Source organism: Helicobacter pylori (assembly GCF_009689985.1).
Lineage (GTDB): Bacteria > Campylobacterota > Campylobacteria > Campylobacterales > Helicobacteraceae > Helicobacter > Helicobacter pylori_CG.
On sequence record NZ_QBAW01000001.1, the window covers coordinates 15,138 to 31,681 of the forward strand.

The following is a 16,544-nucleotide window of genomic DNA, read 5'->3' on the forward strand; positions in this document are numbered from 1 at the left end:
CGCCTTTAATTTAGAATGCTCCATGATAGCTAAACTATTAAATTATTAAACTATCAATGATGTTTTCTAAAATCTGTTTGACTTTGGCATGGTTTTCTTTAAATTCTTTATGCGCGTTAAGTCCCACATGGTTACTCACGCAAAAAATCCCCTTAGCCTTCAAAGAAAACGCCTTAGCCACGCTCAAAACGCTAAAAAACTCCATATTTTCTAATAAAACGCCCTTTTGAACCATTTTTTTAGCAAACATTTCGCTGGTGTGGATATAGTTACTGCTATTCACGCCCACCCTTTCAAAAAGAGCTTTCTCTTCAGTTTCTATGTGAATGGAATTATCCAAAGGCGTGTAGCTGTTTAAATGGCTAAAACTCTCTTCAATTTGATAGCCTTGAATGCTTTCAAACACGCTTAAAAGCTCAATTTCTGGGCTATAACTCCCCGCACTCCCTATAAAAATAAGACTTTCTGTATCAGGGTTTTTTAAACACATTCTCGTTAAATTAATCACGCTTCCTATCAAGCCCACACCAATAGGCACCGCCCCTTTTAAAGTTTCATTCCTTCCAGCGCAAAGCAGCATGAAAATCCTTTTTTCGCATCCATTAGCTTATTATAAAGCAAGCATTATAGACAAACCCTTAAAAGAAACACCTTAATTTTAAGGCTTCATTCACATTTCATTCACATGCTATTCCTTTTTCATCCACCACTGATTCACGCTATAATAACGCCATGGATACCAACAACAATATTGAAAAAGAAATCTTGGTGCTAGCCAAACAAAAAGTTAGCCCCATAGAGTATGAAAATTACTTGAGCCAACTCAAATACAACCCTAACGCGAGCAAGAGCGATATTGCCTTTTTTTATGCCCCAAACAAAGTCTTATGCACCACGATTACGGCTAAATACGGCGCGTTGCTTAAAGAAATTTTAAGCCAGAATAAAGTCGGCATGCATTTAGCCCATAGCGTGGATGTGCGTATTGAAGTAGCGCCTAAAATCCAAGTTAGCACCCAATCTAATATCAATTACAAAGCGGTAAAAACGAGCGTCAAAGACTCTTACACTTTTGAAAATTTTGTCGTAGGCTCATGCAATAACACCGTTTATGAAATCGCTAAAAAAGTCGCCCAAAGCGATACGCCCCCTTATAACCCGGTGCTTTTTTATGGCGGCACAGGGTTAGGCAAAACACACATTTTAAACGCTATCGGTAACCATGCCCTAGAAAAGCATAAAAAAGTCGTGTTAGTCACTTCAGAAGATTTTTTGACAGACTTTTTAAAGCATTTAGACAACAAAACCATGGATTCTTTTAAAAAAAAATACCGCCATTGCGACTTTTTCTTGTTAGATGACGCTCAATTTTTGCAAGGAAAACCCAAGCTAGAAGAAGAATTTTTCCACACCTTTAACGAATTGCACGCCAACAGCAAACAAATCGTATTGATTTCAGACCGATCGCCTAAAAACATCGCCGGCTTAGAAGATCGCTTAAAATCGCGCTTTGAATGGGGGATAACCGCTAAAGTCATGCCCCCTGATTTAGAAACCAAACTTTCCATTGTCAAACAAAAATGCCAGCTCAATAAAATCACTTTACCTGAAGAGGTGATGGAATACATCGCCCAACACATCAGCGACAATATCCGCCAAATGGAAGGCGCGATCATTAAAATCAGCGTGAACGCGAACTTAATGAACGCTTCCATTGATTTGAACCTCGCTAAAACCGTTTTAGAAGATTTGCAAAAAGATCATGCCGAAGGCTCAAGCTTAGAAAATATCCTACTCGCTGTCGCGCAAAGCTTGAATCTCAAATCCAGCGAGATCAAAATCTCTTCGCGCCAAAAAAATGTCGCTCTGGCGAGAAAATTAGTCGTGTATTTCGCCAGGCTTTATACCCCTAACCCCACGCTCTCGCTCGCTCAATTTTTGGATTTAAAGGATCATTCAAGCATTTCTAAAATGTATTCTGGCGTTAAAAAAATGCTTGAAGAAGAAAAAAGCCCTTTTATCTCAAGCCTTAGAGAAGAAATCAAAAACCGCTTGAACGAACTAAACGATAAAAAAACTGCTTTCAATTCAAGTGAATGAAAAAAGGCTTATCAAAAAGCGTTTCATTCACTTCTTTTCAAATCCCGCAACCCCCCTAAAAACGCACACCTCTAAAGCTTTTTCATTTTTCATTCCATTCATTCACGCCCCTACTACTGTTACTAATTATTATTAATCAAAATGTTACCTATCTATAACTTATTTATAACTTTTACTAAACCTTTTTTTAAGCTATAATTTAAAATAAAAAGGAATCAACATGAAAAAAACCCTTTGTCTGTCTTTCTTTCTGACTTTCTCTAACCCTCTTCAAGCCCTTGTGATCGAGCTTTTAGAAGAAATCAAAACTTCGCCGCATAAAGGCACTTTTAAGGCTAAAGTCCTTGATTCTAAAGAACCAAGGCAAGTTTTAGGCGTTTATAATATCTCCCCACACAAAAAACTCACGCTCACTATCACCCACATATCCACTGCAATTGTCTATCAACCCCTTGATGAAAAACTTTCTTTAGAAACGATCTTAAACCCTAACCGCCCTACTATCCCTAGAAACACCCAAATTGTTTTTTCTTCAAAAGAGTTGAAAGAGCCACACCCGCACCAAATGCCTTCTTTAAACGCGCCCATACAAAAACCACAAAACAAACCCACTTCATCGCAACAATCTCCTCAAAACTTCTCTTACTCAGAGTCCAAACTAGGCTCTAAAAACCCTAAAAACAGCCTTTTACAACCTTTAGCCACTCCTAATAAAATAAATTCCGCTAATGAAGTTAAAACGCCAACAAACGACACTAAACCCCCTTTAAAGCATTCTTCAGAAGATCAAGAAAACAACCTCTTTGTAGCGCCACCCACTGAAAAAACGCTCCCTAACAACACCCCTAACGCTAATATTAATGAACACAATGAAAGCAATGAAAATAGGGATAGTGTGGAAAAACAAGCGATTAGAGATCCTAATGTTAAAGAATTTGCGTGCGGGAAGTGGGTCTATGATGATGAAAATTTACAAGCCTATCGCCCAAGCATTTTAAAACGCATTGATGAAGACAAACAGACTGCGACAGACATTACCCCTTGCGACTACAGCAACGCTGAAAATAAAAGCGGTAAAATCACTACCCCCTATACTAAAATCTCTGTTCATAAAACAGAGCCTTTAGAAGAGCCACAAACTTTTGAAGCTAAAAACAATTTTACCATTCTCCAAGCCAGAAGCTCTACAGAAAAATGTAAAAGGGCCAGAGCACGAAAAGACGGCACGATTAGGCAATGCTATCTGATAGAAGAGCCTTTAAAACAAGCGTGGGAGAGCGAGTATCAAATCACCACGCAATTAGTGAAAGCCACTTATGAGCGCCCCAAACAAGACGATCAGATAGAGCCGACTTTCTATGAAACCAGCGAATTGGCTTATTCTTCCACACGAAAGAGTGAAGTTAAGCAAAATGAATTGAATTTGAATGATAAGTTCATGGAATTTGTGGAAGTGTATGAGGGGCATTATTTAAACGATATAGTCAAAGAAAGCAGTGAATACAAAGAATGGGTTAAAAACCATGTGCGTTTAAAAGAAGGGGTGTGCATGGTTTTAGAAATAGAAGAGCAACCACGAGCCAAAAGCACGCCTTTGAGCATTGAAAACTCTCGTGTTGTTTGTGTCAAAAAGGGGAATTATTTATTCAACGAAGTTTAAGATGGTGGCTTGAGGCGGAATCGAACCACCGACACGAAGATTTTCAGTCTTCTGCTCTACCGACTGAGCTATCAAGCCAAGCAAAAGACAATTATTACATAAAAAAGGTAAAATAAAGCTTAATTTTTAAAAAATGACTAAAAAATATAATTTGCTCAAAAGGGAACAAGGATTACAATGAAATTGATTTCATGGAATGTGAACGGGTTAAGGGCTTGCATGACTAAGGGCTTTATGGATTTTTTCAATAGCGTTGATGCGGATGTTTTTTGCATTCAAGAATCTAAAATGCAGCAAGAACAAAACACCTTTGAATTTAAAGGGTATTTTGATTTTTGGAATTGCGCGATTAAAAAGGGCTATTCTGGGGTGGTAACTTTCACTAAAAAAGAGCCTTTGAGCGTGAGCTATGGTATCAATATGGAAGAACATGACAAAGAGGGGCGCGTGGTAACTTGCGAATTTGAGTCATTTTATTTAGTGAATGTTTATACCCCTAATTCCCAACAAGCCCTATCTAGGCTTAGTTATCGCATGAGTTGGGAAGTGGAATTTAAAAAATTTTTAAAAGCTTTAGAGTTAAAAAAACCTGTCATTGTGTGCGGGGATTTGAATGTGGCTCACAATGAAATTGATTTAGAAAACCCTAAAACAAACCGAAAAAATGCGGGCTTTAGCGATGAAGAGAGAGGGAAATTCAACGAGCTTTTGAACGCCGGTTTTATTGACACTTTCCGTTATTTTTACCCTAACAAAGAAAAGGCTTACACCTGGTGGAGTTACATGCAACAAGCAAGGGATAAAAACATTGGTTGGCGCATTGATTATTTTTTATGCTCTAACCCTTTAAAAACACGCTTAAAAGACGCTTTAATCTATAAAGATATTTTAGGGAGCGATCATTGCCCGGTAGGGTTGGAATTAGTTTAAAGATAGAAAGTGTGCGAAATAAAGACAGAAAAAAGCCTTACAAAGGCTGAGTTGTATTCAAAAGCAAAGGGCCATTTAACCCCCACTTCAATACTAGCGTCATGGTGGAATAGCACGGTTTGGAATTTAAACCCCACTAAACCCAACATCCTGAAATTGGAAGTTTTGAGCGAAAACCCTTGAATGCTGCGCCAATCGTCAATGATGAAATTCGCACTGTGTTTGGAAATCGTCCATGTGTTTTCGGCAACTTGCATGCCATAAAAAAGGGAAAAAACATACAAGGGGTTTTTATTGTATTCCACAATCAAATCCCCTCCAAAGCCATAAGTGAACATGTTTGCTTGAGCGCCCGTTCTTTTATTGAGTATGACATTCCCATAATCCATAAAAAAATAATAGCGAGAATAAAACCAGTAATTGGTGGGGTTAATCTCCCAGCCTAAAGAAAAGCTCGCCCCTTCAATCGTGCGTTTAAGATCGTTGTATTTTTTCATGATCATTTTGCCTACCTGATATTGAGAAGCCACATAAAAACGGCTTTTAGCTTGCATAATGGTAGGGTTTAAAAAATAAACGCTTAAAAATAAGGGGGTTACTTTTTTAAATACATCCTTTGAAAAAAATTTCAAACTTTAATAGTTCCTGTTGAGTGGGGAGCTGAGATTGTCTTGGTGGTTAGTGGCTCGCTGCAAAACATTGTTCGTTCTTTTTTGTGAAAGATCAGCGTTTTCTTCATTGAGTTCATCAACTTTATTTTCTTCATCGATCAGATCATTCACTTCTTTGGTAGTTTTTTCATCATCTTCTTCATGTTCAATTTTTTTTACATCGTTATTAGCTTGATTATTTTGATTGTTTTGCGTCTTTTTAGTGGTTTGGTGGTTGTTCTGGTGCGATTGGGACGATTTTTTAGGATCGTCCTTGCATGCACTAAACAGGCTTAAAACAAAAGAGATAGCGATAAAATGAGTGATTTTAGATTTCATCAATTAAATTTCCTTAAGTCAATGTATAATTTGATTATCTTATCATAAAAATGATTAAGGATTGGCCAGGGTAAAAACAAATTGCAAGAAACAGATAATTTATTAAAAACATTGAATATGAAATCGCTTTTAGAAGCCTTGCTTGTTTATACGCCTAAAGGCTATAAAGATTTGAATTTATTAAAACATTTTGAACTGGGCTTGAGCGGCGTTTTAGAAGTGGATATTTTAGATAAAAGAAACTACGCCAAAGTTTTAAAGATTTTTGCCTATTCCAAACGATTTTACAAAAATTTAGAGCTTGTTTTTTTCAATTACAGCGCATTCCATCATAACCAGTTTAAAACCGGCGAGAGTTTGTTTATTTATGGTAAATTAGAGCAAAGTTCTTTTAATCAAGCTTATATCATTAACACGCCTAAAATCCTTACCGAATTTGGAAAAATTTCTTTAATTTTTAAAAAAGTTAAAAATCATAAAAAAATACAAGAAAATTTACAAAAACTTATTTCTTTAGAAAATTTAAAAAAGGAAGGCATTAAAGAGAATATCGCGCATCTATTGTTAGAAATCTTTTTCCCCACGCCGCATTTTGTCAAGGATTTTGAAACGAATAAAAATTTCCCTTCACAACATTTAAATGCATTAAAATACATTGAAATGCTTTTTTATATGAAAAATTTAGAGCGCAAAAAATTGCAATTTGGCGCTAAAATCGCATGCCCTAATAACAGCGAGCACTTGAAAGCGTTTATCGCTTCTTTACCTTTTAAACTCACCAACGACCAACAAAACGCCATTAAAGAAATCCAAAGCGATCTCACTAGCTCTATAGCGTGCAAGCGTTTGATTATAGGCGATGTGGGGTGTGGGAAAACAATGGTGATTTTAGCGAGCATGGTATTAGCCTACCCTAATAAAACCCTTTTAATGGCGCCCACTTCCATTCTCGCTAAACAGCTTTATAACGAAGCCTTAAAATTTTTACCCTCTTATTTTGAAGTGGAATTACTGCTCGGCGGGAGCCATAAAAAAAATCATTTGTTTGAAAAAATCACGCATGTGGTTATAGGCACGCAAGCGTTGTTGTTTGATAAGCGCGATTTGAATGAATTTGCTTTAGTGATCACTGATGAACAGCACCGATTTGGCACCAAGCAGCGCTACCAATTAGAAAAAATGGCGAGCAGTAAGGGCAATAAACCCCATTCTTTGCAATTTTCCGCTACCCCCATTCCTCGCACTCTGGCTTTAGCCAAAAGCGCGTTTGTGAAAACGACCATGATTAGAGAAATCCCTTATCCTAAAGAAATTGAAACTCTGGTTTTGCATAAAAGAGATTTTAAAATAGTGATGGAAAAGATTAGCGAAGAAATCGCTAAAAACCATCAAGTCATTGTCGTTTATCCGCTGGTGAATGAGAGCGAAAAAATCCCGTATTTATCGCTCAGTGAGGGGGCAAGTTTTTGGCAAAAACGCTTTAAAAATGTTTATACCACTTCAGGGCAAGATAAAAATAAAGAAGAAGTGATTGAAGAATTTAGAGAGTTTGGGAGTATTCTTTTAGCGACTACGCTCATTGAGGTGGGCATTTCTTTACCACGATTGAGCGTGATGGTGGTTTTAGCACCCGAAAGGTTAGGCTTAGCGACTTTACATCAGTTAAGGGGGCGCGTTTCTCGTAATGGCTTGAAAGGCTATTGTTTTTTATGCACGATCCAAGAAGAAAACGAACGATTGGAAAAGTTTGCTGATGAATTAGACGGATTTAAAATCGCTGAATTGGATTTAGAATACAGAAAAAGCGGGGATTTACTCCAGGGTGGGGAGCAGAGCGGGAATAGTTTTGAATACATTGACTTAGCCAAAGATGAAAACATTATCGCTGAAGTGAAACAAGATTTTTTAAAGGCCGTTAGCGTTTCACATGGAACATTTGAAAATTGAAAATTAAGGCGGAATTGGGTAATTTAAATCATTTAAAATAAAGGATAGAAATGCAAAATAAAGAAATTAGTGAAGAAAAAAGCGTTAATGAAAAAAATGTAGAGGTTTTTAATCGTTATTTTCCCGGTTGCTTGAGTATAGAAAATGATAACAAGCTCACGCTAGACACAAAAAAATTAAAAGCGTTACTAGGGGATTTTAGCGAGGTAAAAGAAGAGGGCTATGGGTTGGATTTTGTGGGTAAGAAAATCGCTTTAAATCAAGCTTTTAAGAAAAATCATAAGATTTTAAAGCCCTTAAATGAATCCACGAGCAAGCACATTCTCATCAAGGGCGACAATTTAGACGCTCTCAAAATCTTAAAACAAAGCTATAGTGAAAAAATCAAAATGATCTACATTGACCCCCCTTACAACACGAAAAACGAGAATTTTATTTATGGCGATGATTTCTCACAATCCAATGAAGAGGTTTTAAAACAATTGGACTATTCTAAAGAAAAGCTGGATTATATCAAGAATCTTTTTGGGTCAAAAAGCCATAGCGGGTGGCTTAGCTTCATGTATCCTAGATTGCTACTCGCTAGAGATTTGCTCAAACAAGACGGCGTGATTTTCATCAGCATTGACGATAACGAAGCCGCCCAACTCAAACTTTTATGCGATGAGATTTTTGGGGAGGGGAATTTTGTAGCTGAAATTGTTAGGAATACTAATAGTTCTAAAAATCAAAGTTTGTTTATTTCTGTTTCGCATGAATATTGTTTAATTTATGCAAAAAATATTTCATTTTTAAGTAAAAAACATGAAAATGATAAATGGCAAATTCCAAAAAATAATGTTAAAGAATATTATTCAAGGGTTAAGACTTTACAAAATAAAAATTTAAGTAATGATGAAATTACAGAAGAATTAAAAGAACTAACAAAATATCCAAGATTTATGGATTTTACAAATTATTGGTATTTTGATGAAAAAGGGCTTTATCGTAAGGATAATTTGGGAGGTGTAAAGAATGGTAATAAGTTTAAGATTATAAACCCCTTGACTAATCAAGAAGACCCTATTCCGCCCGGTGGATTTAGATATTCCAAAGAAAAATTACAAGAGTTAATTAAATACGATCGCATTCATTTCCATACAGATGGGAGTTTGCCTACTCTTAAAAGATATTTAGATGAAAATCATACACAGCGTCCTAAATCTATAATGAGTGATGATCAACGCCCTGACTATGCCCTATTACAAGAATTGTTTAATGGGATTATGGTTTTTGATAATCCTAAGCAAATGGCATTTATGCAGAGAATTATTGGGATCGCTACCGAAAAAGGCGACATCATCTTAGATTTTTTCGCCGGGAGCGGGACAACCGCGCATGCCGTGTTAGAGAGTAATAAGAGCGATTATCAAAAATTAAGTGAGGGGGGGGGGGGTTATTTAATGGCTTGAACGCCGCATTTAAAGAAAGGCGCTTCATTCTCGTCCAGTTAGATGAAAAAATTGATCCCAAGAAAAACAAAAGCGCGCATGATTTTTGTTTGAACACCCTAAAATCCATCTCCCCAAGCATTTTTGACATCACCGAAGAAAGGATTAAAAGAGCGGGGGTTAAAATCAAAGAAGCTTGCCCCGATTTAGATGTGGGGTTTCAAGCGTTTGAAATCATTGATGATGAAACGCATGCTAATGATAAAAATCTCAGTCAAGCCCATCAAAAGGATTTGTTCGCTTATTCTAACCCTGAAAAAAGGGGAACCCAAACGATTTTAATCAAGCTTTTAGGCTGTGAGGGTTTGGATCTCACTACGCCTATAATTTGCTTGATTGAAAACGCCTTGTATCTGGCTCAAAATACGGCTTTCATTGTGGGGGATATAGAAATGAGTGAGGTTTTAGAAAACTTGAAAGATAAAGGGGTGGAAAAAATTAGCATGTATATGCCCGCTATCAGTAACGATAGGCTGTGTTTGGAATTGGGCAGTAATTTGTTTGATTTGAAATTAGAGAGCGGCGATTTAAAGATTAGGGGGTAGAGGTGAAAATCAAATTCAAACGATTGGATTATCAAGAAAAATGCTTGAATCAGATTTTAGGGGTGTTTAAGGGGATTGATTTGAGAGAGCCAGAAAAGGATATTCAAAGGATTGCTAACCCTGTTTTTGAAACAGAAGCGCTCAAAAATGTTTTATTAGAAAATATTGAGGATTTACGATCCGAGCAAAAAATAACCCAGGGAAGCGTGGGGATTAATCAGTCGTTAAACTGCGATATTTTAATGGAAACAGGTACCGGGAAGACCTTTTGCTTTTTGGAATGCGTTTATGCCTTGCACAAAAACTACCATTTGTCAAAATTTATCGTTTTAGTGCCAAGCAACGCCATTAAATTAGGGGTTTTAAAGAGTGTTGAAATCACAAGAGAATTTTTTAAAAGCGAATATTCTACGCATTTAGAAAGCTATGAAGATGTAGAAAGATTCATTCTAGCGAGTAACCATAAATGCTGTGTGTTGGTGATGACTGATGCTGCCTTTAGGAGTGAGAAAAAAAATGTTATCAATAAATCATGCTTAGAAAACACGAATCTATTCAATGGTGCAAAAAGTTACATGCAAGCTTTAGCCAGTATCCGCCCTATCGTGATCTTAGACGAACCGCACCGATTTTTGGGCGATAAAACAAAGAAAAAATTAAAAGAATTCAACGCTTTAATCACGCTCAGGTTTGGGGCGACTTTTAAAGATGATTATAATAATTTGATTTACGCGCTAGACAGCAAAAAAGCGTTTGATAATGGGCTAGTGAAAAGCATTAGCGTGGCGTCTGTGGGGGAGAGTGATGAGTATTTTTTAGAGCTTAAAGAGACTAACAAAAAACAAAATGAAGCGACGATCAACTACACGAATTTAGAAAATAAAACTCAAAGCGTCAAAGTCAAAACGCATGATAATTTAGGCGCGCTAACTCATATCAGCGCTTTAGAAGATTACATTGTAGAAAACATCACTAAAAATGAGGTGTGTTTTTTGAACGGCGTTAATTTGTTACTGGATCAAAAAGAGCCTTTTTCTTATTTTGTAGAGGGCGAACAAGAAGTGATGCTGAAAGAAGCGATAAAAAGCCATTTTGAAAGAGAAGAAGGGCTTTTTAAAAAGGGGATTAAAGCCTTGTGCATGGTTTTTATTAGCGGGGTGAATAGCTATTTAAGCGAAAATGAACAGCCGGCCAAATTAGCCCTTTTATTTGAAAAACTTTACCAACAAGAGCTTGAAGAAGTCTTAAAAAAGCCTTTAGATGAAAATTATAGAGCGTATTTAGAGCGTGCTAGAGAAGACATTAAAAGAGTGCATGGAGGGTATTTCGCTAAAAGCAAGAAAGAGGGCGATAAAGACCAAGTGATCGCACTCATTTTAAAAGAAAAAGAAAAATTGCTGAGTTTTGATTCCGATCTCAGGTTTATTTTTTCGCAATGGGCGTTGCAAGAGGGGTGGGATAACCCTAATGTGATGACGATTTGCAAATTAGCCCCCAGCTCTTCTAATATCACTAAATTGCAACAAATCGGTAGGGGGCTAAGGCTCGCTGTGAATGATAATGGCGAACGCATCACTAAAGAGCATGCTGATTTTGATTTTGTCAATGAATTGGTGGTGATCGTGCCGCAAGTGGAGGGGGATTTTGTGGGAGCGATCCAGCAAGAGATAAGCGAACACAGCTTGATCAAACAAGTATTCAGTGGGGAAGAGCTAGAAAAAAGCGGCATGGTTAAAAAAGGGTATTACGGGGCTTTATTTGAAAAGTTGGAGGGTTTGGGTTTTGGAGAAAAAACAGATGATGAAAACTTTAAACTCACCCTCAATCAAAACGAATTTTTAAAAAAAGAGCCGGAACTAGAAAATTTAAAAAATGAAACATACTTGGATCTTGAAAAATTAAAAGATTTTTTAAAAGATCGCTTAGTTGGCAATCCTAGAGTTAGGAACAAAAACGAGCGAAAAACTGAAAAAATCAAAATCAATAAAGAAAATTTTAAAAAATTTGAAACCTTATGGGCAGGTTTGAACCATCAAGCCCGAATCGCTTATGCCATTGATAGCGAGAGCTTGATTGATGAGATTGTCAAAAATATTAATTCTTCTTTTAATGTCAGTTCAAAAAGCGTTTTGGTTACGACGCATAAAAAAGTAGAAACGATGGGAAATAACGCTACTACAAAGACTTTTGAGCGAGAAAGCGTATGCGTGTGGAGTCTGCATGAATTTATCAGCACCTTGTCTAATAAGGTGAAATTGAGTTTTGAAAGCGTGGCTAAAGTGTTAGAAAACATTGATGAAAACAAGTTTAATGAAATTAAAAAAAACGAACAAGAGAGTTTAAAACGCTTAGAAGATCTGTTTTTGGAAATCATTTATCAAAATATTAAAGATAAAATTTCCTATCAAATGCGCGAAACGACGATTAAAAACAAAAAAAACGATGCGTTTTATGATGAAAAGGGAGAAATTAGAGAGTTTTTAGACGGGAGTTTGGGGACGGATAAATATGAGATTAAAAATGCAAGTGTTCGAGAAAAATGCCTGTATGAAAATTTCATGCAAGTGGAGAGCGAGATTGAAAAAGACACGATTGAAGAATCTAACGACACTAAAATCATTGTTTTTGGCAAGCTCCCTAGGGTTAAAATCCCAATAGGGTTAAATCAAACTTATAGCCCTGATTTTGGGTATGTGGTTGAAAATAACGATAAAAAAGTGTTGTTAGTGGTAGAAACTAAGGGGGTTGATAAAAAAGGCGAATTACGCCCTGAAGAAGAGCGGAAAATCTCAACCGCTAAGAAATTTTTTGAAGCTTTAAAAAAGCAAGGCGTGAATATTGAATACAAAACCAAATTGAATAATGATCAATTGAGTGCGTTGATCAATGAAGTTTTAAATCGTAAAGATTAGAGTTAATAAGCTCAATTACTCTAATGTTTCACATGGAACAATTTCAAAGAAAAGCGTTTTATTTAAAATTCATGGTGCTTTTGTTATAATCGTTTTTATCCAATTTTAAAGCATTGAAAAGCATTACACTTATAAAAGCGTGGCATTAAAAAACGCTTTTATAAACAACGATAAACTTTTAAAGCATGTGTTTTTAAGCGATGTAAGGAATTAACATGGATTATAAAAAATTAGATTTACCCAACACAAACTACCCAAATCAAGAGCAACTGAAAGCTTTTGAAACCGCTTTTAACGCCTTTTTAGAAACCAACCAACAAGAAAATGAAAATCACCACAACGACGCTTTTAATGATTTATTGAAAGGTGTTTTTAAATACAAGGTTAAGCCCACCAAAAAAATAGACAGCGCTATTCTTAATGAAAATAACAAAGTGGAGGTGATCATTGAATTTAAAGCCCTTAAAAACCCCAACGAATTTATTAAAAAGGGCGATTTGAATGTTAAAGCCTTTCATGAAAGCCTTTTGTATTATCTCACAGAAAGAAAAGATGGTAATAACAACCTTAAGCATCTTATCTTAGTCACTATTAAAGAGCTTTATATCATTGATGCAAACGAATTTGAGGTTTTTAATAAAGATAAAGAAATTCAAAAAGCCTTTGAAAATTGCCATGATAAAAAGGGTAACGATCCACGCACAAAAGCGTTTTATGACGCTTGCCAAAAACGCCTTAATGAGCTTGATCGTTCTTTGAAATACTACCATATCTCTCTCAAAAAAGAAAATTTAGCCCTAATCTATCAAGCCCTAAGCCCTAATTTTTTGCTCAAAATTCCAAAATATTCTGACGCTAACACGCTTAACAAAGATTTTTATGAAGAATTGCTTTACATTTTAGGGTTAGAAGAGAAAAATGAAAAGGGGAAAACTTTAATCAAGCCCAGCCGCACCAAAAACTCCCTAAGTTATGCCCTAAAAGAGAAATACAAAAATTTAGACGATGAAGAAGTCATGGCGTTACTGATTGCTTGGAATAACCGTATCTTGTTTTTACGGCTTTTAGAAAGCCTTTTAATTTCTTTCAAGCATTTTGAAAATCCTTTCTTAACCACAGAAAACTTTAAAGATTTCAACGCCCTAAACACCCTCTTTTTTGAAGTCCTAGCCATGAAAAACAGCGAGCGTTCTTTAAATAAAGAAGACAAGATTTTAGAAAAAATCCCTTATTTGAATTCCAGTTTGTTTGATGAAACACCTTTGGAATTAGAGGGGTATAGAATAAGATCACTCGATAACGAGCCTTTAGAGATTTATCCTAAATCCGTTCTCAAAAAACACGAAGAATACCAAGAACAAAAAGATTTGCCGTTGCTAAAATACCTTTTTGAATTTTTGCGCGTTTATGATTTCACCACCACCCCTAAAGACATTAAAGATAATCAAAATAAGAGCGAAAGCCGTTTGATTAACCCTAGCGTTTTAGGGCTTGTTTTTGAAAAACTCAACGGCTATAAAGAGGGGAGCTTTTATACCCCAAGCTTCATCACAAGCTACATGTGCAAAGAGAGTATCACGCCGATTGTGTTGGATAAATTCAACGCCACTTATCAGTGGGACTGCGAAAATCTAAAAGCGTTGCGAGAAAAAATAGACAGAAATTTTTCAAATGAAAAAGCTAAAGAATACCTAAACACGCTTTTAACCTTACGCATTTGCGATCCGGCGGTGGGGAGCGGGCATTTTCTAGTCTCTGCGCTCAATGAAATGGTGCGGGTTGCTTACAAGCTAGGGCTTATTGCTTCCTTGTATCGTTGCGAGCTTAGATTAGAAAACGATGAAATCATCATCCACACGCCAGAGGATAAAGTCTTTAAATATACCATACCGCATAGCGAAAACGATCCCCACCACCAAATCCAAAAAGAACTTTTTAATCTTAAAAAAGACATCATTGAAAACTGCCTTTTTGGCGTGGATATTAACCCCAATTCTTGCGAAATCACCAAGCTTAGGCTATGGATAGAGCTTTTAAAATACAGCTATTATATTTTTGAAGAGGGTAAGAACACTAACAATCTTGAAACCCTCCCCAACATTGACATTAACATCAAGTGCGCTAACAGCTTGATCTCACGCTTTAATTTGAATGATGATCTCAAAAAGATCCCCAATATCAAGAAAAAAATCCAAGAATACAAAGATTTAGTCGCTCAATACAAAGACCCAAACCCTTTCTATCCCTTAAATAAGCAAGATCTTATCAACAAAATCCAAGACTTAAAAAACACTTTTTCCCTCACACTCAAAGACCCTAAAACCAAAGCAGAGCTTGAAAAGGCTATTGAAAAACACATCAAAAAATACAATTTCTTTGCCCTAGACGATAAGAGCTTGCTAGCTGGGTTAGATTACTTTATCCCAAGCCTTTTTGGCACGCCAAAACTAAGCCCTAAGGAAGAGGAAGAGGCTTTTGCTTCTTATGGGCGTATTAGAGCTTTGAGAAAAAAGCTTGATGATGCCTTAAGTGGTGGAGAGTATCACAATGCGTTTGAATGGCGCTTTGAATTCCCTGAAGTGTTGGATGATGAGGGGGATTTTTTAGGCTTTGATTGCATCATTGGCAATCCGCCTTATATCCGCCAAGAACAAATCAAAGAAATAAAGCCTTTATTACAAAAGCAATACCGAGATTTCTACAACAGCACCGCTGACATTTACACCTACTTTTTTGCCCTGTCTTACCACCTTTTAAAAGACAAGGGGTTTAACGCTTTCATCACTTCCAACAAATACGCGCGAGCCAAATACGGCGCTAAATTAAGAGAATGGCTGCTCAAAAAAACCACCCTTGCCAGCTACATGGAGCTAAACGCCTTAAAAGTCTTTGAGAGCGCCACCGTGGATACAAGCATTATGAGTTTCATCAAACAAACGCCCCCCAAAGAGAGCGATTTTAGGTATTACGAACCCACCCCAGACGATAAAAGCGATTTGAAAAGCGCTCGCTCTTTATCCATGAGGCAAAACGCGCTTTTAACAGAAAGCTTTATTTTTGCCAACACCTCTCTTTTAGACTTAAGGGATAAAATGGAGAGTGTTGGCACCCCGCTCAAGGATTGGGATATTCAAATCTATCGTGGCATTTTAACCGGCGCTAACGAAGCCTTTATCATTCCCACTGAAAAAAGAGACGAAATCTTAAAAAACTGCGATGATGCGCAAAAAGATGAAAGGGGAATGAGCGAAAGAGAAAGAACAAAAGAGCTTATCAAGCCCATTTTAAGAGGGAAGGACATTAAAAGGTATCGTTATGAGTGGGCGGATTTGTGGGTGATAGCGACATTCCCAAGCCTTAAGCTTGATATTGATGATTATCCCTCTCTCAAAACTTATCTTTCACAATTCCGCCCTAGAATTGACCAAAGCGGTGAAAAAGGTTGCAGAAAGAAAACAAGCAATCAGTGGTTTGAAACTCAGGATACTATTGCTTATCATGGCGATTTTGAAAAAGAGAAAATTGTGTATGGCGAGATCGTGCAAGAGCCACGATTTTATTTAGATAATGGAGAATGCGAATTAGGGTATTTTTATGCAGAAGCCACGAGCTTCATTCTCACAGGAGAGCATTTGCACTATCTTTTAGGAATGTTGCATTCTAAATTGATTACTTTTGCTTTCAAAACTTTCTATGCAGGCGGAGGACTAGGCGAGAGTGGCTATCGCTATAAAAAGGCTTTTATAGAACGGCTTCCCATTCCTAAAATCACACCAGAAAACCAAAAATTAGCCCACAAAATCACCGATTGCGCAAAAGCAATCCTAGAAGCAAAAGGAAAAGACCCTAAAGCCAACACCCAAAAATTAGAAAAAGAAATTGACGTTTTAGTCTATCAGCTTTACAACCTCACCGATGAAGAAATTAAAATCATTGAAGAGGGGCAAGAAATAAAAAGCTGATTTTCCACT

The 16,544-nt window shown here is 36.7% G+C and carries 11 protein-coding genes and 1 tRNA gene; 8 read left to right on the forward strand and 4 right to left on the reverse strand.

Going from position 1 to position 16,544, the window contains the following annotated elements; genetic code table 11:
• Positions 1-37: 37 nt before the first annotated feature.
• Positions 38-580 (reverse strand): nucleoside phosphorylase-I family protein, encoded by a 543-nt coding sequence (locus DBU79_RS00105; RefSeq protein WP_154411146.1) that lies wholly within the window; start codon positions 578-580, stop codon positions 38-40.
• Positions 581-732: 152 nt separating this feature from the next.
• Here DBU79_RS00105 and dnaA point away from each other — a divergent pair, with 152 nt between their 5' ends.
• Both dnaA and DBU79_RS00115 read left to right on the forward strand, forming a co-directional pair.
• Positions 733-2,100 carry a chromosomal replication initiator protein DnaA gene (dnaA, locus tag DBU79_RS00110; RefSeq protein ID WP_154411147.1) on the forward strand — a complete coding sequence of 456 codons (1,368 nt, stop codon included), beginning with the start codon at positions 733-735 and terminating at the stop codon, positions 2,098-2,100.
• A 220-nt stretch (positions 2,101-2,320) separates the two neighbouring features.
• A complete protein-coding gene (locus DBU79_RS00115) occupies positions 2,321-3,760 on the forward strand; it encodes a competence protein (protein ID WP_154411148.1) in 1,440 nt (479 codons plus the stop codon).
• Between the two features lie 2 nt (positions 3,761-3,762).
• Here DBU79_RS00115 and DBU79_RS00120 read toward each other — a convergent pair.
• Positions 3,763-3,838 (reverse strand) — tRNA-Phe (locus tag DBU79_RS00120).
• Positions 3,839-3,937: 99 nt separating this feature from the next.
• Here DBU79_RS00120 and DBU79_RS00125 point away from each other — a divergent pair.
• Entirely contained in the window at positions 3,938-4,690 is a 753-nt protein-coding gene (locus DBU79_RS00125; protein ID WP_000767562.1) for an exodeoxyribonuclease III, read from the forward strand.
• On the opposite strand, the gene DBU79_RS00130 is transcribed toward DBU79_RS00125, so the two are convergent.
• Positions 4,687-5,322, reverse strand: coding sequence for an outer membrane protein (locus DBU79_RS00130; RefSeq protein WP_121296598.1), 636 nt, complete (start codon positions 5,320-5,322; stop codon positions 4,687-4,689). The genes DBU79_RS00125 and DBU79_RS00130 overlap by 4 nt on opposite strands.
• A 3-nt stretch (positions 5,323-5,325) precedes the next feature.
• Entirely contained in the window at positions 5,326-5,679 is a 354-nt protein-coding gene (locus DBU79_RS00135; protein WP_000837005.1) for a hypothetical protein, read from the reverse strand.
• Between the two features lie 81 nt (positions 5,680-5,760).
• Between DBU79_RS00135 and recG the strand changes: the two genes are divergently transcribed.
• The 5 genes from recG (at position 5,761) to DBU79_RS00160 (ending at position 16,535) form a co-directional block, all read left to right on the forward strand.
• Entirely contained in the window at positions 5,761-7,626 is a 1,866-nt protein-coding gene (gene recG, locus DBU79_RS00140) for an ATP-dependent DNA helicase RecG (protein ID WP_154411149.1), read from the forward strand.
• A gap of 50 nt (positions 7,627-7,676) precedes the next feature.
• Positions 7,677-9,077 carry a site-specific DNA-methyltransferase gene (locus DBU79_RS00145; RefSeq protein WP_154411150.1) on the forward strand — a complete coding sequence of 467 codons (1,401 nt, stop codon included), beginning with the start codon at positions 7,677-7,679 and terminating at the stop codon, positions 9,075-9,077.
• A complete protein-coding gene (locus tag DBU79_RS00150; protein ID WP_154411151.1) occupies positions 9,074-9,661 on the forward strand; it encodes a site-specific DNA-methyltransferase in 588 nt (195 codons plus the stop codon). Before DBU79_RS00145 ends, DBU79_RS00150 begins: the two co-directional genes overlap by 4 nt.
• 2 nt (positions 9,662-9,663) lie before the next feature.
• Positions 9,664-12,573 carry a type III restriction-modification system endonuclease gene (locus DBU79_RS00155; protein WP_154411152.1) on the forward strand — a complete coding sequence of 970 codons (2,910 nt, stop codon included), beginning with the start codon at positions 9,664-9,666 and terminating at the stop codon, positions 12,571-12,573.
• 215 nt (positions 12,574-12,788) lie between these two features.
• Positions 12,789-16,535, forward strand: a complete 3,747-nt coding sequence (locus DBU79_RS00160; RefSeq protein ID WP_154411153.1) for a class I SAM-dependent DNA methyltransferase — start codon at positions 12,789-12,791, stop codon at positions 16,533-16,535.
• Positions 16,536-16,544: the final 9 nt, after the last annotated feature.

Excerpts from the sequence above, each read along its gene's own strand:
- DBU79_RS00135 (WP_000837005.1), bottom strand. The coding sequence starts at position 5,679 with ATGAAATCTAAAATCACTCATTTTATCGCTATCTCTTTTGTTTTAAGC.
- dnaA (WP_154411147.1), top strand. The coding sequence starts at position 733 with ATGGATACCAACAACAATATTGAAAAAGAAATCTTGGTGCTAGCCAAA.
- DBU79_RS00145 (WP_154411150.1), top strand. The coding sequence starts at position 7,677 with ATGCAAAATAAAGAAATTAGTGAAGAAAAAAGCGTTAATGAAAAAAAT.
- DBU79_RS00115 (WP_154411148.1), top strand. The coding sequence starts at position 2,321 with ATGAAAAAAACCCTTTGTCTGTCTTTCTTTCTGACTTTCTCTAACCCT.
- DBU79_RS00125 (WP_000767562.1), top strand. The coding sequence starts at position 3,938 with ATGAAATTGATTTCATGGAATGTGAACGGGTTAAGGGCTTGCATGACT.
- DBU79_RS00105 (WP_154411146.1), bottom strand. The coding sequence starts at position 580 with ATGCTGCTTTGCGCTGGAAGGAATGAAACTTTAAAAGGGGCGGTGCCT.
- DBU79_RS00160 (WP_154411153.1), top strand. The coding sequence starts at position 12,789 with ATGGATTATAAAAAATTAGATTTACCCAACACAAACTACCCAAATCAA.